Source organism: Streptomyces sp. yr375, assembly GCF_900110755.1.
In the GTDB taxonomy this organism is placed as follows: Bacteria; Actinomycetota; Actinomycetes; order Streptomycetales; family Streptomycetaceae; genus Streptomyces.
In genome coordinates, this window is sequence record NZ_FOFF01000020.1 from 31298 (window position 1) to 57303 (window position 26006).

Consider the following 26006-nt stretch of genomic DNA (forward strand, 5'->3'; position numbering starts at 1 on the left):
ATGGGCGAGCACCTGCCGGTCCCCGGCACGGACGACAACGGCGACGACGGGATGGGACCGCTGCTCCGGCGTCTCCTCGAGGCACAGGACGACCGCCTCCCCTACCTGAATCACCGTCAGGAGACCGTGACCCGGGGCGAGTTGCGCGAACGGGTGGCCAAACAGGCTGCCGTGTTCGCCGGATACGGCATCGGCCCCGCCAGCACGGTCGGGCTGCGCACCCCGCCCAGCTTCACCCAGGTCGAGGTGCTCCTCGCGCTGTGGCGGCTCGGCGCGCAGGTGCTGCTCTTCGACTTCCGGCTCAAACCGGCCGAGGTCGCCGCGCTGTGCGCCTCCTGCCGGCCGCAGTTCATGGTGAGCGCCGGCACCAACGTCCAGGCCACCTTCGGCTTCCGCTCCGAGTGCGAGGTCGTCACCGAACGCCAGGGCGGCGGCCGGCCGGCCGGCACCGACCACCGGCTGGTGCAGTTCAGCTCGGGCTCCACCGGACGGCCCAAGGTGATCGGCCGCACCGCGCGGTCGCTCGCCGCCGAGGTCGACCGGTTCACCCGGATCCCCGGCATGCCGGGCCCGGGCGACAAGCTGCTGCTGCTCAGCTCGACCGCGCACAGCTTCGGCCTGGTCGCGGGGCTGCTGCACTCGCTCGCGGCCGGGGTCTCGGTGGTCTTCGCGCCCCGGATCTCCGCCCGCGACATCCTGCGCACCGCCGTCGACCACCAGATCACCGCCCTGTTCGGGGTGCCGATGCACTACGAACTGCTCGCCGCCGCCATCGATCCCCCCGCCCTGCCCGACCTGCGGGTCGCGGTCTCGGGCGGGGAACTGATGCCCCCTGCGGTGGCGGCACGCTTCACCGAACGCTACGGGGTGAACGTCGGCGAGTCCTACGGGACCACCGAGACCGGGGTGGTCGCCATGGACACCGGCGGCACCCTGCGCCCCGCGGTCGGCCGGGCCGCCCCGGGCGTCGTCCTGCGCGAGCACCAGGGCGAACTGGACGTCGCCCTCGACCAGTCGCCGTACCTCTTCGACACCGGCGGCGGCCAGTACGCGGACGGCTGGCTGCACACCCGGGACCGGGCCACCACCGACGCCGCCGGGGCGGTCACGGTGCACGGCCGCGCCGACTCCCTCGTCGTCATCGGCGGCCTCAAGGTGGACCTCGTCGAGGTGGAGAACGTACTCCGCGACCACCCGGCCGTCGAACAGGCGGTCCTGGTCCACGAGGGCGTGACCGAGGCGTACGTCTCGGTGACCGCCGGGGCAGGGCAGCCGACCGCCGAGGAACTGCTGCGCTGGTGCCGGGAGCGGCTGGCCGACTACAAACTGCCGCGCGTCATCCGCCTGTTGGACACCCTGCCCCGCACCTCCAACGGAAAGCTGCTGCGCCAGGCGGCGGCCCTCCAGGCCGCCGCGACGGACGGCGCGTAACTCCCGCCTTAAGCTGCCCTGTTGCGAACCACACTGTGTGAACTGCCCTGAGCGTACCGCCCTGTTGTGAACACCTCTTGCCGAACCCCACTTTCCGACCCTTCACGTGGAGACACCGATCATGAGTACGTCGACCCTCGAAGACGAGATCCGCGAGTTCGTCCTGACCGCGGTCATCGACGAGATGAACATCCTGATGAGCCGCGACGGCATCACGGACGAGAGCCCCGTGACCGTCGGCGGGCTGGAGGTGGACTCACTCAGCCTGATCGAGCTCTCCCTGCGCCTGGAGGCGCGCTTCGAGGTGGAGATCCCGGACACCGACATCGAGCCCCTGGCCTCCCTGACCCTCGGCGCGCTCGTCGCCGAGGTCGTCCGACGCGGTGCGAAGGCATGAGCACGGACACCTTCACCACCGACACCGTCCGGGAACTGCTGACCGACCGCAACGTCTTCCCGGGGCTGCCCGACGACCTCGGCGAGGACGCCGAACTCGTCCTGGACTCCCTCGGGTTGGTGTGGCTCCTCCATGTGGTGGAGGAGCGCTACGGCCTGATCGTGGAGCCCAGCGACGAGGACATCGCCGGACTGACCTCGCTGCGCCGCCTCACCGACTACCTCAGCGCCGCAGCACCGGTCCCCGCCGAAGGGGGGCGACCGCGATGAGCGGTGAGGTCACGGTCACCGGATTCGGCGTACGCACCGCGTTCGGCACCGGCGCGGACGCCCTGCGGCGCGGAGTCTTCGAGGGCGTCCCCTCGTTCGCGCCCACCACCAGGTTCGACACCGGCCCCTACCGGACGCCGATGGCGGCCGCCGCCCCCGACGGCCCCGACGCGGTCGAGGACTGGGCGCTGCGCCACGCCCTCGACCGGTGCGGCGCGCAGGCCCTCGACATGGCGGGCCTGCGCCCCGGCACGGAGGCGGCGGTCCTCCTCGGCATCGCCGGCGACCACACCGCCGTCACCCGGCACTGGCGGACCGAGGCGGGCGCACCGCCGGCCGGGAAGGTGCCGCTCGCCGACGCCGTCCCCGCCCGACTGGCCGAACTGCTCGCCGGGCACCTCGAGTTGAGCGGGCCGCGGCTCACCTTCACCAACGCCTGCGTCGCCTCCGCCGCCGCGATCATCCACGCCTGCCGGCTGATCTCCTCGGGGCGCACCGACGTGGCGGTCTGCGCGGGCGGCTACCTCGTGGAGGAGGAGACCTTCGGCAAGTTCGACTCCGGGCGGGCGCTGTCGCGGGACGGCATGGTCCGCCCGTTCAGCGCCGACCGCAGCGGACTGCTGCTGGGCGACGGGGTCGCGGTCGTCGTCCTGGAGTCCGCCGAACACGCCCGGCGGCGTGGCGCACGGCCGCTGGCCTCCGTGGTGGGCTGGGGCGCGGCGACGGACGCCCACCACATCGCCCAGCCGCACCCGGAGGGCGCCGGTCTGGCCCTGGCGGCTCGGCAGGCGATGCGGCTCGCCGGCGACCCGGACGGCGCGGCCCTCGGCTACATCAACGCCCACGGCACCGGCACCAAGTACAACGACGGGGCGGAGACCCGCGGCCTGCGGGCCGCCTTCCCCGAACACGCCGAGTCCATCCCGGTCAGCTCCACCAAGTCCACCACCGGCCACCTCCTGGAGGCGGCGGGCGTCGTGGAGTTCGTGATCACCCTGCTGGCCCTGACGGACGGCGTCCTGCCGCCCACCGCCGGGTACACCACGCCGGACCCGGAGTGCGACCTCGACTACGTGCCGAACCGGCCGCGCCAGGCCGATCTGCGCCGGGCCCTCACGATCAACGCCGCCTTCGGGGGCGCCAACACCGCACTCGTCCTGGAGCGGCCGTGACGACCAAGCCCCTGCTGCGCTCCGCGCTCGGCGTCCTCGCCACGGCCACCGCCACCCATGGCACCGGGCGCGAGAGCGACATCCCGCTGCCGCGACTGCCCGGCTTCGTGGAGTCCGCCTTCAGCCCGCTGGCCTACGAGGTCGCCAGCCGGTGCCTGACCGAGCGGCCCGGCGACGGGGCCCGCACCGCGGTCGCGCTGGCGAGCCTGGCCGGTGACACCACCACCGCCGACCTGGCCAGCAGCCGCATGGTCTCGGGCCGGGTCCACAACCCGCTGCTGTTCATGCAGGCCACCCCCAACTCCGTGCTGGGCCACACCAGTCGGGAGTTCGGCATCACGGGACAGATGTTCAGCGTCTCCACCTTCGACGACCCGGTGGCCGAACTCCTCGCCCTGGCCGACCTGTTGTTGGAGGACCCCGAGCTGGACCGCGTCCTGGTGCTGGGCGTGGAACTGGGCGGCGGCCCGCGGACGGCCGCCGTGCACCGGGAGTTGAGCGCTGACAGCGGCCGTCCCGTGCCCGAACTCCCCGCGGCGGCGGGCCTCGCGGCGGCGGTGCTGCTCGGCCGCGCCGACACCGGCGCACCGGTGACCGTCACCTCGGACCAGCCGTCCCCGCACGGCGAGGACATCCGCCATCCCGGCAGCGTCCAGGGCCTGTTCGAGCTGGCCGAAGCCCACCGGCGACTGCTGCGGGACGGCGGCAGCCACCGCCTGGAGCCCTCCGCGTTCCTCCTCACCGCCGACAGAAACGAGACCGAGACCCATGCTCATCAGTAGACAGGAGCGGGCCCGGATCTGCTCCGACACCGAACTGGGCGCCGGCAACGTCCTGGAGCGCCTGAAGGCGTACGGCCGTCCGCTCGACGAACCCGTGCTGCGCACCGACGGCGGCTGGCGGGCGCCCGACGGCAGCCACCCCGACGTGCTGACGCTCGGCGAGCTGTACGAGGCGGTCGAGACGTACGCGGGCTGGTACGCGGCGCAGGGCGTGCGGCCCCGTGACCCGGTCGCCGTCCACTCCTTCTCCAGCACCGAGTTCGCGGTGAACTTCCTGGCGCTGACCTCCCTCGGCGCGATCCCCTCGTTCGTCAACGGCAACCTCGCCCCGGAGACCGCCGCCGCCTACATCCACCGCCAGGGCGCGGTCGGCGCGTTCACCGACCAGGCCCACCGGCCGGTGCTCGCGGACTCCGGGCTCGGCTTCCTCGTCGCCGCCGACGACATCCGCCCCGAGCACCGCGCGTCGCTGCCGGCGGCGTACCCCTACCGGCACGACCCGACCGACCCGGTGCTCATCTCGCACTCCTCCGGCACCACCGGCATGCCCAAGGGCGTGCCGCACACCCACCGCACGCTGATGTACGCGCAGTTGCACCGGCTGCGCTACTCCACCGGCACCGACATGGAGCGCACCCTGGTCGGGCTGCCGGGCGCGCACAACGCCATGGTGGCCACACTGCTGTACTGCCTGCTGCTGCGCACCGACCTCAAGCTGCTGTCCAGCCAGTGCGGCGCCGAAGTGCTGGACGCCGTCGAGGAGTTCAGGCCGACCATCGTGCTGGCCTTCGCCGGCACGTTCGGCGAGATGGCCGCCGAGGATCTGACGAAACGTGACCTGTCCAGCGTGCAGGTGTGGTTCAACACCGGGGACGCGGCGCACGAGGCGCACATCAGGGCCCTCGTCCAGCACGGCGGCCACCTGGAGATCCGCCGGGACCTGAGCCGCGTGCGGGTGGACGGCTCGGTCTTCGTGGACGGGCTCGGCTCCTCGGAGGCCGGCTACTCCGTCTTCCACAACCGGCACACCAAGGACACCTCGGCCTACTCGCGCTGCGTCGGCAAACCCATCAGCTTCGCCGAGGCCGCCGTACTCGCCGAGGACGGCACCCTGCTGCCGCCCGGCCAGGTCGGCCGCCTCGGCCTCAAGTCGCCGACGCTCACGCCCGGTTACTGGAACGACTCGCTGACCTGGAACCGGATGCGGCTCGGCGGCTACTGGCTCACCGGAGACCTCGCCCAGCAGGACGAGGACGGCAACTTCTACCACCTCGACCGGGCACCGGACGCCGTCCGCACCCGCGACGGGATCGTCTTCAGCACCCGCACCGAGGAACTCCTCCTGGCCGAACTGCCCGAACTCGCCGACTGTACGGTCGTCGGAGTGGCCCCGGACGGCGTCCGCGCGGACTGGGACGGCGACGGAGAGGCCGAGGCCTACGCCCTCCTCCAACTCGCCGACGACGAAATGGAGTTGGAGCAGGAAGACGGTGACGGTGAGGGTGGCGGTGGGGACGCGGTGTGGACCGGGCGGGTCAACTCCGTGCTTGCGAACGCCGGTTACCCCCCGGTGACCCGGGCCCTGCGGATGAAGCCGGACGACGTGGCCAAGGGCGCCACCGGCAAGGTTCTCAAACGAGTGATGCGCGACAGGTTCGCCGCCAAGGAGCAGCACGCATGAGCACGAACACGGACACCGACGGTGTCAACCACCGCGCCCGGGCGGGGGAGGCGTACCGGCTGTGGTGGCAGCACGACGCCCACTGGTACCAGGGCGTGGCCGCGCGGTTCGGACAGGAGGCCGCGAACGAGCTGAACGCCGAGGCGCTGCGCAAGGTCGCCCTGCACGTCGGACAGCGCGTGAGCCGCCTCTCCGGGGCGCTCCCCGACAGCGGGGACACCGGCAAGGACCTGGAGGAACTGCGCCGCCGCTACGACGACTGCGGTGACCGGATGTTCCCGCCGGAGCTGCGCAACGCCTCCACCGAGGTGGAGGGCGACGACACGATCGTGCTCACCCTGCGGCGCAGCTTCGCCGTCACCATGGTGCGGATGGCCGGTTCGCTGGACGGCTACCAGTGCCCCTGCACCGACATCCACGCCGGCTGGTCCGAGGGTCTCGGGGTGACCCTGACGGAGAACCGGGCCGAGAGCTGCCTGCGCGACGGCGACAAGGCGTGCCGTCTGCTGATGCGGGTGGCCTGCCCCGTCGCGTCCCCGACGGAGGGCTGAGCCGTGCGGGTACTCGTCGCCGGCGCCACCGGCGTGATCGGACGCCCCCTGGTGGGCGCGCTGCGCGCACGCGGCCACGAGGTGAGCGCCCTGGTCCGGGAGTCGTCCCGGGCCGACGCCCCGGACGCGGACGGGATCGTCGTCGCCGACGCCCTCGACCGCGAGGCACTGCTGTCGGCGGTGTCGGCCGCCCGGCCCGAGGTCGTCGTCCACCAGATGTCGGCGCTGCGGCTGCTGCGCGACGACCCCCCGGAGGCCTTCGCACAGACGGCGCGGCTGCGCACCGAGGGCACCGCCCACCTGGTCGAGGCGGCCCGCGCGGCCGGCGCCCGGCGGCTGGTCGCGCAGTCCATCGCCTTCGCCGCCGCCCCGGCAGGGCCGCCCGTCCTCGACGAGGACGCGCCACTGTACGTGGACGCCCCCGACCCCGGCTGGGCCGCCACCGTACGCGCCGTCGCCGAACTCGAGCGGCTCGTCCTGGACGCGGGACCGGACCTCGCGGGCGCGGTGCTGCGGTACGGCACCCTCTACGGCCCCGGCACCGCGTACGCCCGCGACGGCGGAACCGGACAGCGGGTGCTGGCCGGGAAGCTGCCGCTGCCCGAGGGCGGGGCCGGCGTCACGTCCTTCCTGCACGTGGCGGACGCCGTGGGAGCGGCCGTCGCCGCCGTCGAGTCGGACGCCACCGGCGTCTTCCACGTCACGGACGACGAACCCGCCCCGGCCGCGCAGTGGCTGCCGCACTACGCCCGCACCCTCGGCGCACCGTCGCCGCGCACCCTCCCGGCGGCCCTCGCGCCCCGGCTGCTCGGCTGGTTCATGACCCACCAACTCACCGAAGCCCGCGGGGCGTCGGGCGAGCGGACCCGGGCGACGCTGGGCTGGAAGCCGCTGCGGCCCGACTGGCGCGAGGGGCTGGGCCGGGAATGACACACCCCGCGGGCACCCTCGCCCTCTGCGTGATCGGTGCGGGTCCGCGCGGGCTCTCCGTCCTGGAGCGGATCTGCGCCAACGCCGCCGGCACCGGCCGGCCGGTCGCGGTGCACCTCGTGGACCCGTACCCGCCCGGTCCGGGCGCGGTGTGGCGCACCGGCCAGCCGGGCGAACTGCTGATGAACACGGTCGCCTCCCAGGTGACCCTGTTCACCGACGACAGCGTGGACTGCGCGGGCCCGACCGTGCCGGGGCCCAGCCTGCACGCCTGGGCGCGCACGATCGCGGAGGGCGCCGGCGACCACCCCGACCGGGTCCGGGCCGAGGCCCGGCGGCTCGGCCCGGACACCTATCCGACCCGCGCCTTCCACGGCCACTACCTGGAGTGGGTGTTCGGGCACCTGCTGCGCACCGCGCCCGAGGAGGTGACGGTCCACACGCACCGCTCGACCGCGGTCGCGCTGGACGACACCCCCGACGGACGCCAGACGGTGACGCTGGCGGACGGCGACCGGCTGACCGGCATGGACTCCGTCGTCCTGGCCCTCGGCCACGGGGAGTCGCTCCCCGACCAGGAGGAACGCGAACTGGCCGACTTCGCCGGCCGGCACGGACTGACCTACGTGGGCCCCGCCAACCCGGCCGACGCCGAACTGGGCCGCATCGCACCGGGCACCCCGGTCGCCCTGCGCGGCCTCGGGCTGAACTTCTTCGACCATCTGTCCCTGCTCACCGAGGGCCGCGGCGGCACCTTCAAGGACAGCGAGACCGGCCTCGTCTACCTTCCCAGCGGCAACGAGCCCATCCTGTACGCCGGTTCGCGGCGCGGGGTGCCCTTCCACGCCCGGGGCGAGAACGAGAAGGGCGCGTTCGGCCGCCACCACCCCCGCTTTCTGACCCCCGAAGTCATCGCCGGGCTACGCCGGTTGGCGGACGACGGACGGCCCGTCGCCTTCCGCGACGCGATCTGGCCGCTGATCGACCGCGAGGTGCGCACCGTCTACCACGAGGCGTGGATCCGGGCCGCCCACGGACCCTGGGACGCCGAGGAGTTCGTCCGCCTCACCCTCACCGGCCGCTGCCCGGACGAGGAGCTGCTCGACCGGTACGCCGTACCGCGCGACGCCCGCTGGGACTGGCAGCGCATCGAACGCCCCTACGGCGCACGCGACTTCACCGGCCGCGACGACTACCGGCACTGGCTGCTGGAGTACCTGCGGCGGGATCTCGCCGAAGCGCGGCTCGGCAATGTGAGCGGCCCGCTGAAAGCCGCGCTGGACGCGCTGCGGGACCTGCGCAACGAGATCCGGCTGGTCGTCGACCACGGCGGGGTCTCCGGCGCGTCGTACGCCGGCGAACTGGACGGCTGGTACACGCCGTTGAACGCCTTCACCTCGATCGGCCCGCCCGCCTTCCGCATCGAGCAGCTCATCGCGCTGGTCGAGTCCGGGACCCTGCACATCGTCGGACCGGGGATGCGGGTACGGCCCTCCGCGCCCGACGGCGGGTTCCTGGTGGACGCGGAACGGGTGCCCGAACCGCCGGTGCGGGTCGCCGCGCTGATCGAGGCCCGGCTGCCCGACGTCGACCTGCGGCGCAGCGCCAACCCCCTGCTGCGGGCGCTCCTCGCGGCCGGCGCCTGTGTCCCGTACCGGCTGGACGGTCACGAGACGGGCGGGCTGGCCGTGACCGGCGGCGCGCCCCGGCTGGTGGACGCGGCGGGCCGGGCGCACCCGCGCCGGTTCGCGTTCGGCGTGCCGACGGAGGGCGTCCGCTGGGTGACGGCGGTCGGCGTCAGGCCCGGCGTCGGCTCGGTGACGCTGGAGGACTCCGACGCGATAGCCAGGGCGGCACTGCTCCTGCCAGAGCCCGAAGTGCCGTCAGTCGAAAAGCATGTGACGGCACATCAGATAACGATGCATCAGATATCAGACACAGGGAACATAGGGAGTCGATGAGCGTGAACGCGCTGTCCGTGGGCACCGACGCGGGCCTGCTCGCCCCCACCTGGGCGGACACGCCGGCCGCGGCCGAGGCGACCGACGAGGCCTGGCTCCAGGCCATGCTGGACGCCGAAGTGGCCCTGGCCCGGGCCCAGCACGCCGTCGGCCTCACCCCGGCCACCGCGGTGGCGGCGATCGCGGCGGCGGCGCGCGCGGACCGGCTGGACCCGGTCGCCCTCGCCCGCGAGGCCCGGGCCACGGCCAACCCGGTCGTCGCCCTGGTCACCGCCTTCACCGAGGTGGTCGCCGCCGAGGATCCGGCCGCCGCCGAGTACGTGCACCGCGGCTCGACCAGCCAGGACATCCTCGACTCGGCGGCCATGCTGGTCGCCCGCCGGGTGCTCGCCCTCGTCGCCGCCGACCTGGACCGGGTCCGCGCCGCCCTCGCCACGCTGGCCGACACGCACCGCCACACCGTGCTGGCCGGGCGCACCCTGACCCAGCACGCGGTGCCCACCACCCTCGGCCTCAAGGCGGCCGGCTGGCTCCAACTCGTCGCCGACGCCCAGGCCCGCGTAACGGCGGTCGCGGCCGCCCTCCCCGCCCAGCTCGGCGGCGCGGCCGGCACCCTCGCCGCGTACGTCGAGTACGCGGAGCTGGACGGCGGGAAGGGCGAGGGCGGGGTCGAACTGCTGAGGCCGTTCGCGCAGGCGCTCGGCCTGGCCGAACCGGTCATCCCGTGGCACACCGCGCGCACGCCCGTCGCGGACCTGGGAGCGGTGCTCCAACTGGTCACCGGGGCGCTCGGCAAGTTCGCGCTCGACGTGCAGACGCTGTCGCGCACCGAGATCGGTGAGGTGTCCGAACCGGCGGCGGCCGGGCGCGGGGGCTCCTCGGCGATGCCGCAGAAACGCAACCCCGCACTCGCCACCCTCATCGTGTCGGCCGCCCGGCAGGTCCCCGCGCACGCCCTCGTCCTGGCGCAGTGCATGCTCGCCGAGGACGAGCGGCCCGCCGGGGCGTGGCACGCCGAGTGGCAGCCGCTGCGGGAGGCGTTGCGCCTGACGGGCGGGGCCGCGCACACCGCCGTGGAGCTCGCGGAGGGGCTGGCCGTCCATCCGGAACGGATGCGCGCCAACCTGGAGTCGACCGGCGGCGCGATCGTCACCGAACGGCTGACGGTGGCACTCGCCCCGGCGCTCGGCAAGGCCCGGGCGAAGAAGCTCCTCACCGCCGCCACGGCCGAGGCCGACAGCACCGGCCGCCCCCTCACCGAAGTCCTCTCCACCCACCCCGAACTCTCCACCCGCCTCACCCCGGACCGCCTCGCCGAACTCCTCGACCCGACCCACTACACGGGCGCGTCCGACGCCCTGATCGACCGGGCACTCCACAGATACGGGGCCGCCGCGAGTACCGCCCCGACCTACGGAGAGACTTTCCCGGCGGGCGACGGGGGTGCCCGGTGAGTGCCGTGAGTCGTACCGAAGAGGCCGCGGCACCGGTGACGGCCCGCCGGTCCTGGCCCGTTCTTCTGGTCGTCGTCTGTGCTCAGATGTTGATCTGGCTGGACACCTCCATCCTCAACGTGGCGGTCACCACGCTGGCCGACCCGGCCGACGGACTGGGTGCGACCCCCGCCGAGCTGGAGTGGGTGGCGAGCGCCTACACCCTGGTCTTCGCCGGCACCCTCTTCGCGGGCGGCGCGCTCGCCGACCGCTTCGGCCCGCGCAATACGCTCCTCGCCGGTCTGGCGCTGTTCGGCGCGGCCTCCGGGGCCGGCGCGTTCGCCGGGAGCGCGGGCTGGCTGATCGTGGCGCGCGGCTTCATGGGCGCGGGCAGCGCGCTGCTGATGCCGGCGACCCTGTCGGTCATCGTGCAGAGCACCCCGCCGGAGAAACGCACCCGGGCCATCGCGATCTGGAGCTCGTCCAGCGGCCTCGGCGTCGCCGTCGGCCCGGTCGTGGGCGGGGCGCTGCTCAGCCACTTCTGGTGGGGCTCGGTGTTCCTGGTCAACGTGCCGATCGTCGTCCTGTGCATGACCGGCGCGGTGGCCGTGGTGCCCGCGCTCAAGGGCCCCGCCCGCCGGGTGCTCGACCTGCCGGGCCTCGCGCTGTCGGTGCTCGGCCTCGGCGGTGTGGTCTACGGCGTCATCGAACTCGGCAACGGACAGAGCTGGCACGGTGTGCACGTCCTGCTGCCCGTCGTCCTGGGCGGCGCGCTGCTCGCCGCCTTCGTGGCCGGGCAGCGCAGGTCCCCGGCGCCCAGCCTGGACCTGCGGCTCTTCCGGCAGCCCGGGTTCACGGCCGGCAGCGTGGTGCTGCTGATCGCGTTCATGGCACTGGCCGGGCACCTCTTCTACGCGGCCTTCTACCTCCAGGGACCGCGCGGGCTGTCCCCGGCCGACGCCGGCCTCGTGATGATCGCCGCCGCGGTCGGCATCGTCCTGGGCAGCCAGGCGTCCCCGGCGATGAGCAGGCTGCTGTCGGACCGGTGGACGGTCGCGGCCGGCGTCCTGGCCACGGCGGCCACCTATGTCGGCTACCTGTGGTTCGACGGCGGGACCCCGATCCCGGTCGTCGTCGTCCTGCTGTTCGTGCAGGGGTTCGGCATGGGTCTGGTCGGCACGCCGGTCACGGCCGTGATGATGAGCGGGGTGCCGCCGCAGCTCGCGGGCGCGGGATCGGCCGTCAACAGCGTCACCCGGCAGGTCGGCGGGACGCTCGGGGTGGCGATGACCGGCTCGATCCTCTCCGCCGTGTACCGGGACCGCATGGCGGACGCCACACTGCCCGGCGCGGCGGGCGAACTCCCCCCGGCCGCGCAGGAACAGGCCCGCACCTCGGCCGAGGCGGCCCGCTCACTGGCCGGTTCACTGCGCCTGCCGGAACTCGCGGCCATGGCCGACCGCGCCTTCCTCGACGCCATGTACACGGCCACCTTCTGGACCGCCGTACTGGCCCTCGTCGGGTGCGTCGTGGCCGCCGGGGGCCTGCGCGCACGCAAAGCGGCCGATGAGCCCGCAGCAAACGGAAACGGCAGGGACGCGCAATGACCGAACTCGCAGAGAACCTCGCAGAGAACAGCGCACACACGGCGGCCCGGTCGGTCTTCGTGACCGGCGGGAACCGGGGCATCGGACTCGCCATCGCCCGGCGCTTCGCGGCGGCCGGAGACCGGGTCGCGGTCACCCACCGGGGCGAAGCGCCACCCGCCGCCGACGACCTCCTCGCCGTACGGTGCGATGTGACGGACAGCGAGCAGGTGGACCAGGCGTTCAAGGAGGCCGAGGCCGCGCACGGTCCGGTCGGCGTCCTGGTCGCCAACGCGGGGTTCGCCAACGACCGGTTGCTGATGCGGATGAGCGACGAGGACTTCACCTCCGTGATCGACACGAACCTCACCGGAGCGTTCCGGGTCGTGCGGCGCGCGGTGCGCGGGATGCTGCGGCAGGGCCACGGCCGTATCGTCCTGATCTCCTCCACGGCGGCCCTGCACGGCGCGGCCGGGCAGACCAACTACGCGGCGGCGAAGGCGGGACTGGTCGGCTTCGCCCGGTCGCTGACCCATGAACTCGGGGCCCGGGACATCACCTGCAACGTGGTGGCCCCCGGTCTGACCGAGACCGACATGAGCCGCGCGCTCACCGAGGAGCAGCGCCGGCACCTGCTCGCCCGCACCCCGGCCGGCCGCCTGGGCCACCCCGACGAGGTCGCCGACGCGGTGGCGTTCCTCGCCGCTGCCGGCACCGGTTACGTGCGCGGCGCAGTGATCCCGGTCGACGGGGGCGCGGGACTGGGCCACTGAGCAGCGGGGGGCGCGTAGGCCGTGTAGGCGGGCCGTTGGCCGACCGGTGGCGGCGGACGCGACGTCCGCACTGGGCCATTGGCCCAGCATTTCCACCCCCGGTTGAACCATCAGCCGTCCAGGTGTTGAGATAGCGGTATCGATGGCGCTGCGGACTCCGCGGCGCCTTTCTCATGCCGTGGCGCGTCCGCGGTGCGCCAGGGTGGGGAAAGGGCGGGACAGGTTGCTGAAGAGGGCGTTCATGGCACCGGATCCGGGGCAGGCGCGGCTGCGGTTCGCCGCCCGGGCCGTGCTGGGCATCGGGCTCGCCGTCGTACTGTGCGCGCTGGCCGGGCGCTCCATGCCGGCGACCATCACCGGAGGTCTGGCCGCCCTGCTCGCCCTGTTTACGGTGACCGACGCGACGGTGCGCGGGCAGGCCGTGACCACCGCGCTGCTCCCGGCCGTCGGGCTTCCGGTGCTCGCCCTCGCGGCCGTCCTGCACGACCTGCCCGTCGCCCGTGACCTGGCCTTCCTCGCCGTCGTCGGGGCCGGCGCGTACGCCAGGCGCTGGGGACCGCGCGGGCACTCGCTCGGCGTGTTCGCGTTCATGACCTTCTTCGCCGCGCAGTTCCTGCACACCGTCCCCGGCCAACTGCCCGAGCTCTACGCGGCCGTACTGCTGTCGCTGGCGGCGTCGTCGACGGTGCGGTTCGGGCTGTGGTGCTACGAGCGGCGACGACCGGTGCCCGTGGCCGCCGTCGCCCCGCCGACCGGCGGCTGGGGACTGGCGCGGATCACGACCCGGCAGGCGATCCAGGCCACGGCGGGCGCCGGGATCGCCCTCGTCGTCGGGCAGGCACTGTCCGACCAGCGGTGGTACTGGGCGGTCGGCGCCACCTGGTGGGTGTTCGTGAACACCACCTCGCGCGGCGAGACCCTGATCCGGGGCTTCCGGCGGTTCCTCGGGACCGTCATCGGCATCGTGCTGGGCCTGGTCGTGGCCCTGCCCCTGCACGGGGAACCGGTGGCGACCGCCGTGATCGTCACGGTCGCCGTCTTCGGGATCTTCTACTCCGCCGCCGTCTCCTACACGTGGATGATGCTCGCCGTCACGGTCCTGGCCAGCGCGCTGTACGGCCTGCTCGGCCTCCTCGACCCGGCGCTGCTCGCGCTGAGGGTCACCGAGACGGCCGTGGGCGCGCTGGGCGCGGTACTGGCGGTGCTGCTGGTGCTCCCGGTGACCACGCACTCCGTCACCGACGCATGGGTGGAGCGCGCCCTGCGCTGCGTGCACGCCTGCACCGCCGAGGCCGCCGCCCGGCTCGCCGGCTCCCCGACGGCGGACCCGGCCCGACGGGTGGCCGAACTGGAACAGATCCTCGCCCGGGTCCGCCAGTCCCTCGCGCCCCTGGTGCATCCCCTCAGCCCGCTGCGCGCCCGCAAGGGCCGCGCCCGGCACATCCTCGAGCTCCTCGACGACTGCGCCCGCGAGGTACGCGGACTCACCTCGGTCGCCGCCGACCCCGAGGCCTCCCACGACGCCCGCCTCGTCACCGCCTGCTGGCGAGTCGAAGCGGCTGTCGAAACACTCACCACCCCGCCGGCCGACGAACGGCCCCGCCGAGCGGGGGAGCCCGTCGCCGCGCCGCAGGCTGTCGCACTGGCCCTGGCTCGCTTCGATGGCGTGGAGGCCGCTGTCAAGACGCTCACTACCCCGTCCACCGACGGACTGCCCCGCCGCGCGGAGGAATCCGTCGCCGCGCCGCACACTGCCGCACCGGAACCGGCCCGCCTCCACGGCGTCGAGGCCGCTGTCGAAACGCTCACCACCCCGCCCGCCGACGGACTGCCCCGCCGCGCGGAGGAGTCCGTCGCCGCGCCGCACACTGCCGCACCGGAACCGGCCCGCCTCCACGGCGTCGAGGCCGCTGTCGAAACGCTCACCACCCCGCCCGCCGACGGACCGCCCCGCCGCGCGGAGGGAGCCGCCGCCCCGCTGCACAGTGCCGCACGGGAACTGGCCCGCCTCCACGGCGTCGAGGCCGCCATCGGGACATTTACTACCCCGCCGGTCGACGGACGGCCCCGCCGCGAGGGGGAGACCGTGGCAGCGTCGCACGCTGTCGCACCGGTACTGGCCCGCTTCCACGGCGTCGAGCCCGCCGTCGAGACGCTCACCACCTCGCTGGCCGACGGACTGCCCCGCCGCGCGGAGGAGTCCGTCGCCGCGCCGCACACTGCCGCACCGGAACCGGCCCGCCTCCACGGCGTCGAGGTCGCCGTCGAGACGCTCACCACCTCGCTGGCCGACGGACTGCCCCGCCGCGCGGAGGAGTCCGTCGCCGCGCCGCACACTGCCGCACCGGAACCGGCCCGCCTCCACGGCGTCGAGGTCGCCGTCGAAACGCTTACTGATGGACCGCCCCGCCACGCGGGGAAGACCCTCGCCCCGCCGCACAGTGCCGCACCGCACGAACCCGTGCTGGCCCACCTCCACGCCTTGGAGCAGGCACTCCTCGAACTCGCCGGGCCCCTTCGCGGCGCGCGCCGGGCCCCGAACGGTGCCTGGGGCGGTGTCGGGCGAGCGTGGCTGGTCTAGACCGTTCGTGATCGACTGCTACGGTCGCCTCGAGCCGCGGCGTCAGCAGCGGCAGCGGCGACCCGGGAGGGGACAGCGGTGGCAGACCTCGGCGGAAGGCGACAGCGGGCGTTCATCGGCTCGTTCACGGCGGCTGGAGGGCCCGGGATCGTGGCCGCCGCCGTGGACCCGACCGACGGCGCGCTCACCGTCCTGAGCAGCGTGAACGGCGTCCCCGACCCCTCCTACCTGGCCCTGTCGGCCGACGGCGACACGCTGTACGCGGTCAGCGAGACGACCGACGGCGCGGTGGCCGCCTACCGGGTCACCGGCGACGCCCCGGAGCCGATCGGGCCGCCGGTGCCGGTCGGCGGCAGCGGCCCCACCCACCTCAGCGTGTTCGACGGCCACGTCCTCACCGCCAACTACGGCTCCGGCAGCGTCACCGCCGTCCCGCTCCGCCCGGACGGCACCCTCGCCCGCGTCGCCTCCGGCGTCCTGCGGCACACCGGTTCCGGCCCGCACACCCGACGCCAGCAGGGCCCGCACGCCCACCAGGTGCAGCCCGACCCGAGCGGCCGGTGGGCGGTCAGCGTGGACCTCGGGACGGACTCCGTGCGGGTGTGCGCCCTGCGCGACGGCAGCCCCGTCCTGCACGGCGAGCACGCGCTGCGCCCCGGCTCCGGACCCCGCCACCTGGCCTTCCACCCCGGCGGCGAGTACGCCTACGTCGTCAACGAACTCACCCCGACCGTCACCGTCTGCCGCTGGGACGCCGCCGACGGCTCGCTGAAACCCCTCGCCGAGACGGCCGTCCTGCCCGGCGCCCCGGCCGGCGACGCCTACCCCTCGGGCCTCGTCGTCTCGCCCGACGGCCGGTTCGTCTGGACCGCCACCCGCGGCGAGGACGTCCTCTCCGTGTTCGCCGTGGAGGGCGGGGGAGAGGCCCTGCGGCTGGCCGGCACGGTGCCCTGCGCCGGACACTGGCCGCGCGCGATCGCCGTCGACGCCTTCGGCGGCTTCCTCTACGTCGCGAACGAACGCTCCGGCGACGTCACCTGGTTCACCCTGGACCCGGCCACCGGCCTGCCCCGGCGCGGCGGCTCGATCGCGGTCCCCGCCGCGTCCTGCGTGATCCTCGGCTGACCCCGCCCACGCCCCTGTCGCGCGCACGACGAAGGGCCCGCACCTCGCCAGGTGCGGGCCCTTCGTGTCGTACTGCGTCCTGACGGTGGTCTCAGCGGACCGGCGCGCCCTGCGGCTGCGGTGGGGCGATGCCCAGGGCGGTCGTGTACTTGGCGAGCGCGAGCTTGCCGATGGCCGGGTACGGGCCGAGCGCCTCGGCGGCTGCGCAGCCCGCCTCCTTGGCCGCCGCGTCTATCAGCGTGGCGTCGATCTCCGGGCCGATCAGGTACGGCGCCAGCGCCAACTGCTGGGAGCCGGAGGAACGGAGCTGCTCGGCGACCGAGGCGATGGACCCCTCCTGGTCGAGAGCCGCCGCCATCACCGGCACGGCGAGACGCGCGGCGAGCAGCATGCCGGTGATCCCGGCCGCCTGCACGGCCTCCTCGCCGCCCACGGAGGCCAGGATGATGCCGTCCGCGGCCGTCGCCACGGTGAACAGCCGGGCACGGTCCGCGCGGGCCAGCCCCGCCTCCGACAGCCGCACGTGCAGCGCCTCGGCGAGCAGCGGGTGCGGGCCGAGCACATCGGTCAGCTCGGCCGCGATCCGGCTCTCCATGACGGCCTGGCGGACCTGGCGCAGCAGCGCGCCGTCGGGGCCGGCCAGCAGCGGCACGACGACGGCGACCGGGCCGTCGGGCTCCTTGACGTCCAGACCGGCCGCACGCGCGTGCTCGAAGCGCGCGGTGCGCTCCTCGGCGGCGTACCGCAGCATGGACTGCAGGGTGGGGAACTCGGCGTCGTCCCCGTCGAGGTAGCCGATGCGCGCGTCCAGGCCGGGCAGCTCGGAGCGGGCGATGCTCACGATCTCCTCGGCGAGACCGCGGACGGCGGCACTCGGCCTGCCCGGCACCGCGAGCACGAGCGAGGGCGCGCCCTCGGGAGCCGCCAGCGGCTCGGGTCGGCGGTGCCGCCCGGGCTGGCGAGGTCGCGGCATTCGTACTGGCAGGCCGGACGCGGGCCCAGTGGGGGAGCTCATGGCGACGCATGTTACTGGCTTCTTGGGCTCCCCTGTTCGGGGAGGGTGCAGGTGAGCGGTATCCGTCCGGTTTTGTCTGATGAGTTACGTGCGGATCAGAAGTGATCAGCGTGTTTTCCGGGCGACGTGCCCTCGAAGGGAGTAATCTCCCTTTTCGCATCATGCCGTACGTTGACGTACGTTCCCTACGCCCCCTGCATTACGTCTGCCGCACCACCGACAGCAGGCTCTCCTCATCCGGCAGTCTGAGCGCGCCCGTCGCCAGTGCGGAGGCGATGCGTACGGCCCCGTCCAGCGGATCGCCCTCGGCCGGCACCCGCAGCGCGTGCGGCAGCCGCCTCGCCAACTCGCCCTCCAGCGGGACGAGGAGGGGGTCGCCGATCTCGAACAGGCCCCCGGTGAGCGCGATCCGGGGCTCGCCGCCCTGCGGGCATACGGCGGCTGCGGACTCGGCCAGGTGTCGGGCCGCCGTGCGCAGGATGCCGGCGGCGACCGGGTCGTCCGGAGCGCAACCGGCCACGTCGGGCGCGAAGGAGGCGAGGACGGCCGGACGGTCCGGGCGCGGGTAGAGCAGCCCGGGCAGCCCGGGCATCGGCCCGAACCGCTCCTCGGCGCGGAACAGCAGCGGCGCGGATCCGCCGGGCCGCCCGTCGTACGCGCGCAGGGCGGCTTCCAGTCCGGCCCGGCCGATCCAGGCGCCGCCCCCGCAGTCGCCCAGCAGATGGCCCCAGCCGTCCGCCCGCTGCCATGCCGTCAGATCCGTGCCGAGCGCGATCAGGCCCGTGCCCGCGACCACCACCGCGCCCGGCCGCGCCCCCAGCGCGCCGACGTAGGCGGTCACGGCGTCGGCGGCCAGCGCGGTCGTACGGATCCCGAACTCGCGGGCCAGGGCGCCCGGGAGCTCGGCGCGCAGGGCGGCGCCCAGGGTGCCGAGCCCGGCCGCGCCCACGACGGCGGTGGATGGCATGGGGAGCGGCGGGACACCGCTCTCGTCCGTCAACGCCCGTACCAGCGGCACCAGTTGCGCCATCAGGTGATCCGGGTCGATGCCCCGCGCGCCGGTGCGCACGGGCACCGGGGACGAGCGTCGGGCGAGGGCGCCGCGCTCGGCGGTTCCCAGGGCGACCCGCAGCCCGGAGCCGCCCGAATCCACGGCGAGGATGCCGCGGCCGGTCACGGCAGGCGCCAGTCCACCGGCTGACCTCCCTGCCGGACCAGCAGGTCGTTGGCCCTGCTGAACGGCCGTGAGCCGAAGAAGCCGCGGTCGGCCGACATCGGGGAGGGGTGCGCGGACTCCACCGAGGGCAGGTCCCCCAGCAGCGGACGCAGGTTGCGGGCGTCGCGGCCCCACAGGACGGACACCAGGGGCTTGCCGCGCGCCGCCAGCGCCCGTATCGCCTGCTCGGTGACCTCTTCCCAGCCCTTGCCGCGGTGCGCGGCCGGCTTGCGCGGGGCCGTGGTGAGCGCCCTGTTGAGCAGCAGCACCCCCTGCTGCGTCCACGGCGTCAGATCGCCGTTGGACGGCTGGGCGAGCCCCAGGTCGGTGTTCAGCTCCCGGTAGATGTTGAGCAGGCTGCCGGGCAGCGGGCGGACCTCCGGAGCGACCGAGAACGACAGTCCCACGGCATGCCCCGGCGTCGGATACGGGTCCTGTCCGACGATCAGGACGCGGACGTCGTCGAACGGCTGCTGGAAGGCCCGCAGGACGTTCTGTCCGGCCGGGAGGTAGGTGCGTCCCGCGGCGATCTCCGCGCGCAGGAAATCGCCCATCTCGGCGATCCTTCCGGCGACGGGTTCGAGGGCCTTCGCCCAGCCGGGTTCGACGATCTCATGCAAGGGTCGTGGTGCCACGGCGTCACCCTACTGCCGTACACGCAGCGGTGATCAACCAGTGGCCAAAGCCGGGCGCCCGCCCCTGCCGCCGCGTACGCCTCATCCGCATGGTCCGCCTGGTCCGCGTGGTCCGGTTCATCCGACCACCGCGGCCCGTACGCACAGGACGTCCGGCAGGTGCGAGGCCAACTGCTGCCAACTGTCGCCGTCGTCGGCGGAGGCGAACACCTCGCCGTTGCGGTTGCCGAAGTACACGCCGGCCGGATCCGCGTCGTCCGTGCGGAGCGCGTCGCGCAGGACCGTCCCGTAGTGGTCCTCCCGGGGCAGGCCGGCCGTGAGCGGCTCCCAGCTCCTGCCCGCGTCCGCCGTGCGGAAGACCCGGCACCGGTGATCGGCGGGCACCCGGTCCACGTCGGCGTTGATCGGGAACACGTACGCCGTGTCCCCGCGGGTCGGGTGCGCGGCGACGGCGAAGCCGAAGGTGGAGGGCAGACCCGCGCCGATGTCGGTCCACTCCCGGCCCGAGTCGTCGCTCCGGTAGACCCCCCAGTGGTTCTGGAGGTAGAGGCGGTCCGGGTTCACCGCGTCCCTCGCGACCTTGTGCACGCACTGGCCGAACTCCGGGTTCGGATCCGGCAGGAACACCGCGGACACACCGGAGTTGGACGGCGCCCAGCTCGCGCCGCCGTCGGTCGTGCGGAACACCCCGGCGGTCGACACGGCCACGGTCACCGCCTGCGGGTCGCGGGCGTCGGTGAGGACCGTGTGCAGGCCCTCCCCGCCGCCGCCCGGCACCCACTTCCCGCGCGTGGGGTGCTCCCACAGCGGGCGCACCAACTCGAAGCTCTCGCCGCGGTCCTCCGAGCGGCACAGCGCGGCCGGTTCCGTGCCCGCGTACACCACGTCCCGTTCGGCCGCCGCCGGGTGCAACTGCCACACCCGCTCCAGCGAGGCGTCCGTGTCCCGCGGGAACCTGACGGCCGGTTTCGCCGGTTCGGTCCAGGTCCGGCCCAGGTCGTCGGAGTGGAACACCGACGGGCCCCAGTGCGCGCTGTCGCCGCCGGCCAGCAGCCGCGGGCGGTCACCGCGGGTGTCGATGGCGACCGAGTAGATCGCCTGCGCGTTGAAACAGGGGGCTTCGTCGAACCCCCACGCGCCGCCCCGCCGCCGCCCGATGAACAGGCCTTTACGCGTGCCCACGGCGAGCAGTACCTCACTCATGCCGATCACCTCCACTGTGTCCTCGACCTCTTCGTCCCAGACACCAGCCAGTCTGCACCCCGCCACTGACAGTCACCTCTGGACAGTTCGTCGCCGCAGGTCACAGCGGGGACGGTGGGCCGGGACCGCATGACATCGGCCACTTTCGCCGGGACGCCTGCGCGGGCGGTGCGGCCATGGGAACGTCGGGACGAGGGAGTCGTCCTGAGCATCCGGCCCGCCTGCCCCGTATGGGAGGGCGGCCGGGATGTTCATGTGCTCATGAGGAGGAAGCCTTCGATGGCGTTCCGTGGTCCGAAGGTGTGGCTGTGGCGCTGGCGGCGCAATCCGCTCAAGCGTCGCGCCGACATGGTGGAGTCCTGGGTCGTGCTCGGGGTGTGGGCGCTGACCGTCCTCGCCGGGGTGCTGGCGGGGTTGACGACCGCAGGGTCCGTCGAACACGGCCTGGCGCGGGAACGCGTCGAGTGGCGACCCCTCGTGGGGCGACTGTCCGAGCAGGCCCCGGGCAAGGTCGCCGCGAGCGGTTCCGCCAGCGGCGATCGGGTGTGGGCGAAGGTGGGCTGGACGGGGCCGGACGGCTCCGCGCACACCGGCCAGGTCCGCGTCGGCCCCGGCAGCGCGGCCGGCACCCCGGTCACGGTCTGGACGGACCGCCAGGGCCGCATGGTGACCGAACCGGCCACCGCCGCCCAGGCCAGACTCCGCGCCTCCCTGGTCGGCGGCGTCGCCGGCGTGGCCGCGGCGACCCTCCCCTTCACCGGCGGCCGCGTCCTACGAGGCCGCCTCGAACGCCGCCGAGTAGCCCAATGGGACACCGACTGGGCCCACTTCGACACACTCTGGGGCCGCCCGACAGGCTGATCCGGCATGGGAGCTGGGCGGGGCGGAGGTTTGACGGCACGGCGGGCGTCCGACGTCCGGGCGGAGCCGTGCAGCCCCGGGGCGGTCGGTCGGCTGGCTGGTTACGTCTCCTTCACCAGCGCCCGGCACAGCCTCAACAAGGCCTCGTCTCTTGGGATGTCGTGGCTGCGGTGGCCGCCGGGGCGGGTGGTGGTGTGGCGGCGGTGGAGGGTGAGTTCCGTCGCGGCCAGGTCGCGTAGTGGTGCGGCGGCCGTGGGGCCGAGGGCGGTGAGGCAGGCGGCTATGGCGGTGCGCGTCGGGGGGTGCTCTGCCCAGGCGGAGCGCAGCGCCCCGCCGACGGCCGGCTGCACCTCCCCGGTGATCCGGCAGACCGCGCATCCGGCCGCCGCCCGCTCCGCCCCGTCGCCCGTCTCGATCACCCGGCGCAGCGCGGGCAGCGCAGGGTGGGCCTCGGGGCCGAGCCGTTCAAGCGAGCGCGCGGCGAGCGCCCGCTGCCGGGGATCCTCGTGCCCCAACTCCCGTAGCAGGACGGGCAGGACGGCGGAGGCGTCACCCTCGACGGCCCACAGGGCGTCCGCCGCAGCGAGGGCGTGTTCGCCGGCCAGCAGCCCACGCAGCACCGGTACGGCCTCGCGCGCACCCGCCCCGAACGCGCCCAGCGCCTCGAGGGCGGCCGGTATGTGCCGCTCCCCGGTGCCGGTTCGGGCGGCGGTCAGCAGCCGCAGCACCTCGGGCACGGCCGCCGCGTCGCGCAGTGCCCGCAGCGCGGACAGCAGCGGCGTAGCCGTGTCGGGGGAGTCGAGCGGCACGGCGGCGAGCGCCCGCCGCAGGGCCGGCACGAGCGGGGCCGCCGGGGCGCCGAGGTCCGCGACGGCGGTTCCCAGGTCCCGGGGAACGACCGGCCCGGCCAGCACCTGGGCCAGGACGGGCACCGCCCGTGCGTCCCCGCTCCTGGCCAGCGCGTGCAACGGCCCCGCGAGCAGGGGCGTCTCGGGCCGCCACCGCCGTATCCACTGGTCGGGGCGCGCGGCCACCAGCGCGTGGAGGCGGTCGGCGGCCGGGGCGGCGAGCGTGAACAGCTCGGCGAGGACGGACACTGCCGTGTCCTGTAACCGCCCCTCGTCCTCGCCCGCCTCCGGGCGCAGTTGCTCCCCGATCAACGCCACCGTCGCACTGTGGTCGCCCCGCCACTCCCGCAGCAGCGCGGCGGCCAGCAGCACGGCGTTGCACCGGTCGGTCGGGCAGGGGCTCCGCAACTGCCCGTGCAGCAGGGCGATCCGGTCCGGCAGCCGGTCGTCGAGCGCCGTGTGCAGGGTGCGCAGCAGCCGGGTCCCCTCCTCGTCCGACGGTCGCAGGCGCCGTAACCGGTCGACGAGGGAGTGCACGGCGGACGCGCCCGCCGCGCCCGGGCGGCAGGGGTGGTGCGCGGACCGCTCCCCGAGCAGTCCGAGGACCGTCGGCACCAGATCGGCCGGAAGTCGCCCGGGAGCGCAGGTCGCGAGCTGGCCCAGCGCGGCCAGGCGCGGTCCCGGACCGTACGGCGGACCGCTCTGCGCGGCGAGCAGTTCCACCGCCTCGGCGGCCCGCCCGGGATGCCGTCGCGCGAAGTGGCCGAGGTTCTCGACGAGGACGATCACGAGCCGGTCGTCCCGCTCGACCGCGAGCCGCTCCCGTAACAAGGCGAGGACGCGTGCCGGTTCGTCGAGGAACCGCACGACCGCCGCGGCCGCCGCCCGGCGCACCCCCGGGTCCGGATCCCCGGCAAGCCGGACGAAGACGTCGGCGCCCTCCTGCACGGCGGCGTCCGCGCACTCCCCGATGCTCACCAACAGCTCCACCAGCCCGCCCCGCTCCCGCACCCGCTCGTCGGCGGCGAGCGCGAGTAGAAACGGAACGCAGGCGAGCGTCGAGTCGTACACCTTGCCCTCGTGGTGCACCGCGTCGTACATGCGGTCCAGCGCCGCCGCCCGCTCGCCGGGCTCGGCGGAGGCCAGCCCTCTGAGCAGCGCGGGCACGTCCCGCGCGCTGCCGTACGCGTGTCGCAGTGAGGCCCAGTCGATCTCGTCGATCCCCGTGAACACGTTGTCCTCCCCCGGACGAAGTGCGAGAAGCGCCAACTGATCACGAGTCTGCACCACGCCACTGACAACGAATCGGAATCGAGCGATGACTCACAGGTGAGAACGATCAGTTCGGGACGGGAGGCCTCCGCTCCAGGATCCCGTCCGCGACACACACGGCGGCGGCCGTACGAAGCGCCGGGTGGGGACGCTTCGTACGGCCGCCTTCTCACCGTGGGGGGAACGGTGCGCGGGACTACTTGTAGGTGATGTCGGACGACGAGTACTTGCAGTAAGTCCCGTCCGCGTCGGTGCCGTTGGTAGTCGGCTCCTTGCCCGTGTTGTTGCCGATGTACTTCTGGCACGGGATGATCTTCTTGCTGCTGTCCCCGACGATCGTGATCTTCTTCAGGGTCGCGCTGTCGCCGTAGTTGGTGTTGATGCCGACGAGCTTGCTTCCCTTGTACGTCGCCTCGATGGTGTTGAGGTTGATCGTGCGCTTGTACTGGCCGCTCTTGCAGTTTCCGCAACTGCGCACGAACGTACCGAAGTTCCGCGCGGCGAAGTTCGAGACGTTCAGCGTCCCAGCGCCGTTGAACTGGAATATCTTGTCGCTGGCCTCCTTCGCCCCGCCGCCGGAGACGCTGTAGACGTTGGACGACGAGGAGCCGAGGAAGGTCGCCGCGTCCTCGCCGACGTCCTCCCACCAGACGTTCTGAAGCGTGCAACTGCCCTTGCAGTGAATGCCGTCGGCGGCGGGCGCGCCGATGATGACGTTCTTCAGGACGGCGCCGGCCGCGAGTTCCAGGATCGGGTCCTGGTCCTCGCTCTGGCCGCCGGTGCCGAGGTCGCCGCTGCCGTAGAGGCGCTTCATCCCGTAGTCCTTGGTGCCGGAGACGGGGATGGTGGCGGTGACCGCCTGGCTGCCGTTCGCGCTGGGCCAGGTGGCGGCGCTCGCGGGGGTGAGCGCCCCGCTAGTCATGATCATCCCAACCGTGAGGCCGACGGCGGCCAGCCCGCCGGTGAGGGCGCGCCCACGGGTGCGCCCACGCGCGCGCCGAGGTGCAGGTGTCGGTGAGAGTGCTGGTGAAGTCATGTCGCGATGCCTTCTTCCAGAGCCTTGAGGGTTTTGAGGGTCTTCGGAGTCTTCGGAGTGGGGGTGGGGGCGGTGCTCCGGGCGGTCAGAGCTTTCCGGCGCCCGCGCCGGACGTCACCGAGGCGACGACGGACGAGGCGGGCTCGGCGGTGTAGCTGTACGGCGGCTTGGTGAACGTCCCGACCTGCGAGACCTCGGTCGCGGCTCCGCCGAGGTCGTTGCCGGTCAGGTTGGCGTAGCCGTCCGCGTCGCTGTCGCGGCTGGTGGTGACGGCGACCACCGTCGAACGGAAGACGTTGTTCTCGACGAGCATCTGGGCGCCCATGCGCGAGTGGACGGCCGTCTCGGCCCCGACGACGTAGTTGTCGTAGAAGTGGCCGGTGCCGAAGCGCAGACTGGGGATGCGCGAGTAGACGTTGCTGAAGTAGTTGTGGTGGTACGTCACCCTCAAGTGCCCGGTGTCCTGGCTCGCGTTGTTGTCGCTGTGGCCGACGAGCGAGCCCTTGAAGTGGTCCTTGAAGGTGTTCCAGGACACCGTCACGTAGTCCGAGGCGTGGTTGATGTCCAACAGGCCGTCGTAGTAGTCCTTGTCGTGATCGCGGTCGGCCGAGAAGGAGTTGTGGTCGATCCACACCTTCGTCGAGGCCTGCACCTCGATGCCGTCGGCGGGCTTGAGCGGCTTGCTGATGTTCAGGTTGCGGACGACGACGTTCGTCACCTTCTTCAGCCGCAGCCCGCCCCCGGTGAACCCGGACGACGAACCGACGCCCAGGACCGTGGTGTTGGACCCGATGTCGACCTGACCGCTCAGCGGGACAAGGGCGTTGACCTTCACGACCTTCGCCGCGCTGCCGGCCACCGCGGTCCTGAAGGCGGCCTCGGTCGAGACGGTGACCGCGGTGGCGCTGCCGCCGCCGGTCGTGCCGGCGCCGAACCCGACCGGCGAGCTGTCGGCGGCACCGGCCGCCTGGGGGAGCGCGAGGACCGCCGCCGTGCCGAGAGCGGCGGCCACCGCCATGAGAGCGGACCTTTGCGCGTGTGTACGTGGGGGGCTTGTGCGCATGCGGGTGCGTCCCTTCGGGGAGGCAAGTGACACATGTATGTGAATGACGTACGTATGACTGAACGTCGTGCACGGGCAGTGCGGCCCCGTGTGGGGGTCGGTGCGAGATCGGTGCGAGCGGCTCGGTCACACTGCTGAACGGAACGTAGGGGGTAAGCGCTTTCTAGTCAACGCTTTGCGCAGAA

Annotated in this window: 22 protein-coding genes; 15 read left to right on the forward strand and 7 right to left on the reverse strand. The window is 73.7% G+C overall.

Annotation, left to right across the window (positions count from 1 at the left end; genetic code table 11):
* From BMZ82_RS20580 to BMZ82_RS20645, 14 genes are all read left to right on the forward strand, one after another.
* Nucleotides 1-1431 (forward strand): class I adenylate-forming enzyme family protein, encoded by a 1431-nt coding sequence (locus tag BMZ82_RS20580; RefSeq protein ID WP_093777849.1) that lies wholly within the window; start codon nt 1-3, stop codon nt 1429-1431.
* Between the two features lie 121 nt (nt 1432-1552).
* Entirely contained in the window at nt 1553-1828 is a 276-nt protein-coding gene (locus BMZ82_RS20585; RefSeq protein WP_177244578.1) for an acyl carrier protein, read from the forward strand.
* Entirely contained in the window at nt 1825-2097 is a 273-nt protein-coding gene (locus tag BMZ82_RS20590) for a hypothetical protein (protein WP_093777853.1), read from the forward strand. Before BMZ82_RS20585 ends, BMZ82_RS20590 begins: the two co-directional genes overlap by 4 nt.
* Nucleotides 2094-3269 carry a beta-ketoacyl-[acyl-carrier-protein] synthase family protein gene (locus BMZ82_RS20595; RefSeq protein WP_093777855.1) on the forward strand — a complete coding sequence of 392 codons (1176 nt, stop codon included), beginning with the start codon at nt 2094-2096 and terminating at the stop codon, nt 3267-3269. Before BMZ82_RS20590 ends, BMZ82_RS20595 begins: the two co-directional genes overlap by 4 nt.
* Entirely contained in the window at nt 3266-4051 is a 786-nt protein-coding gene (locus BMZ82_RS20600) for a hypothetical protein (RefSeq protein ID WP_093777857.1), read from the forward strand. Before BMZ82_RS20595 ends, BMZ82_RS20600 begins: the two co-directional genes overlap by 4 nt.
* Nucleotides 4038-5732 carry a class I adenylate-forming enzyme family protein gene (locus BMZ82_RS20605; RefSeq protein WP_093777859.1) on the forward strand — a complete coding sequence of 565 codons (1695 nt, stop codon included), beginning with the start codon at nt 4038-4040 and terminating at the stop codon, nt 5730-5732. The genes BMZ82_RS20600 and BMZ82_RS20605 overlap by 14 nt, the downstream gene beginning before the upstream one ends.
* Nucleotides 5729-6283, forward strand: a complete 555-nt coding sequence (locus BMZ82_RS20610; RefSeq protein ID WP_093777861.1) for an alginate O-acetyltransferase AlgX-related protein — start codon at nt 5729-5731, stop codon at nt 6281-6283. The genes BMZ82_RS20605 and BMZ82_RS20610 overlap by 4 nt, the downstream gene beginning before the upstream one ends.
* 3 nt (nt 6284-6286) lie before the next feature.
* Nucleotides 6287-7213 carry an NAD-dependent epimerase/dehydratase family protein gene (locus tag BMZ82_RS20615; RefSeq protein WP_093777863.1) on the forward strand — a complete coding sequence of 309 codons (927 nt, stop codon included), beginning with the start codon at nt 6287-6289 and terminating at the stop codon, nt 7211-7213.
* A complete protein-coding gene (locus BMZ82_RS20620) occupies nt 7210-9174 on the forward strand; it encodes an FAD/NAD(P)-binding protein (RefSeq protein ID WP_093777865.1) in 1965 nt (654 codons plus the stop codon). Before BMZ82_RS20615 ends, BMZ82_RS20620 begins: the two co-directional genes overlap by 4 nt.
* Nucleotides 9171-10628, forward strand: coding sequence for a nitrosuccinate lyase (locus BMZ82_RS20625; protein WP_093777867.1), 1458 nt, complete (start codon nt 9171-9173; stop codon nt 10626-10628). Before BMZ82_RS20620 ends, BMZ82_RS20625 begins: the two co-directional genes overlap by 4 nt.
* Nucleotides 10629-10633: 5 nt before the next feature.
* A complete protein-coding gene (locus BMZ82_RS20630; protein ID WP_256252020.1) occupies nt 10634-12214 on the forward strand; it encodes an MFS transporter in 1581 nt (526 codons plus the stop codon).
* Nucleotides 12211-12966, forward strand: coding sequence for a 3-oxoacyl-ACP reductase FabG (fabG, locus tag BMZ82_RS20635; RefSeq protein ID WP_093777869.1), 756 nt, complete (start codon nt 12211-12213; stop codon nt 12964-12966). Before BMZ82_RS20630 ends, fabG begins: the two co-directional genes overlap by 4 nt.
* Before the next feature lie 223 nt (nt 12967-13189).
* Nucleotides 13190-15547 (forward strand): FUSC family protein, encoded by a 2358-nt coding sequence (locus tag BMZ82_RS41920; RefSeq protein ID WP_256252021.1) that lies wholly within the window; start codon nt 13190-13192, stop codon nt 15545-15547.
* Nucleotides 15548-15625: 78 nt separating this feature from the next.
* A complete protein-coding gene (locus tag BMZ82_RS20645; protein WP_093777871.1) occupies nt 15626-16672 on the forward strand; it encodes a lactonase family protein in 1047 nt (348 codons plus the stop codon).
* Between the two features lie 91 nt (nt 16673-16763).
* Here BMZ82_RS20645 and BMZ82_RS20650 read toward each other — a convergent pair whose 3' ends face one another.
* The 4 genes from BMZ82_RS20650 to BMZ82_RS20665 form a co-directional block, all read right to left on the reverse strand.
* Complete coding sequence (locus BMZ82_RS20650; protein ID WP_093777873.1) at nt 16764-17687, reverse strand: sirohydrochlorin chelatase; 924 nt, start codon at nt 17685-17687, stop codon at nt 16764-16766.
* Between the two features lie 199 nt (nt 17688-17886).
* Nucleotides 17887-18864 carry an N-acetylglucosamine kinase gene (locus BMZ82_RS20655; protein WP_093777875.1) on the reverse strand — a complete coding sequence of 326 codons (978 nt, stop codon included), beginning with the start codon at nt 18862-18864 and terminating at the stop codon, nt 17887-17889.
* On the reverse strand, nt 18861-19538 hold the full coding sequence (locus BMZ82_RS20660) for a uracil-DNA glycosylase (RefSeq protein ID WP_093777877.1): 678 nt from the start codon (nt 19536-19538) through the stop codon (nt 18861-18863). Before BMZ82_RS20660 ends, BMZ82_RS20655 begins: the two co-directional genes overlap by 4 nt.
* Before the next feature lie 117 nt (nt 19539-19655).
* Entirely contained in the window at nt 19656-20807 is a 1152-nt protein-coding gene (locus BMZ82_RS20665) for a WD40/YVTN/BNR-like repeat-containing protein (protein ID WP_093777879.1), read from the reverse strand.
* Nucleotides 20808-21020: 213 nt separating this feature from the next.
* Between BMZ82_RS20665 and BMZ82_RS20670 the strand changes: the two genes are divergently transcribed.
* Complete coding sequence (locus BMZ82_RS20670) at nt 21021-21602, forward strand: Rv1733c family protein (RefSeq protein WP_093777881.1); 582 nt, start codon at nt 21021-21023, stop codon at nt 21600-21602.
* Nucleotides 21603-21703: 101 nt separating this feature from the next.
* Here the strand turns inward: BMZ82_RS20670 and BMZ82_RS20675 are convergent, their stop codons facing one another.
* From BMZ82_RS20675 to BMZ82_RS20685, 3 genes are all read right to left on the reverse strand, one after another.
* Nucleotides 21704-23683: a PBS lyase gene (locus BMZ82_RS20675; RefSeq protein ID WP_093777883.1), complete on the reverse strand. Its 1980-nt coding sequence runs from the start codon at nt 23681-23683 to the stop codon at nt 21704-21706.
* 235 nt (nt 23684-23918) lie between these two features.
* Nucleotides 23919-24758, reverse strand: coding sequence for a pectate lyase (locus BMZ82_RS20680; RefSeq protein ID WP_093777885.1), 840 nt, complete (start codon nt 24756-24758; stop codon nt 23919-23921).
* 85 nt (nt 24759-24843) lie between these two features.
* Nucleotides 24844-25821 carry a pectate lyase family protein gene (locus BMZ82_RS20685; RefSeq protein WP_093777887.1) on the reverse strand — a complete coding sequence of 326 codons (978 nt, stop codon included), beginning with the start codon at nt 25819-25821 and terminating at the stop codon, nt 24844-24846.
* Between the last annotated feature and the right edge of the window lie 185 nt (nt 25822-26006).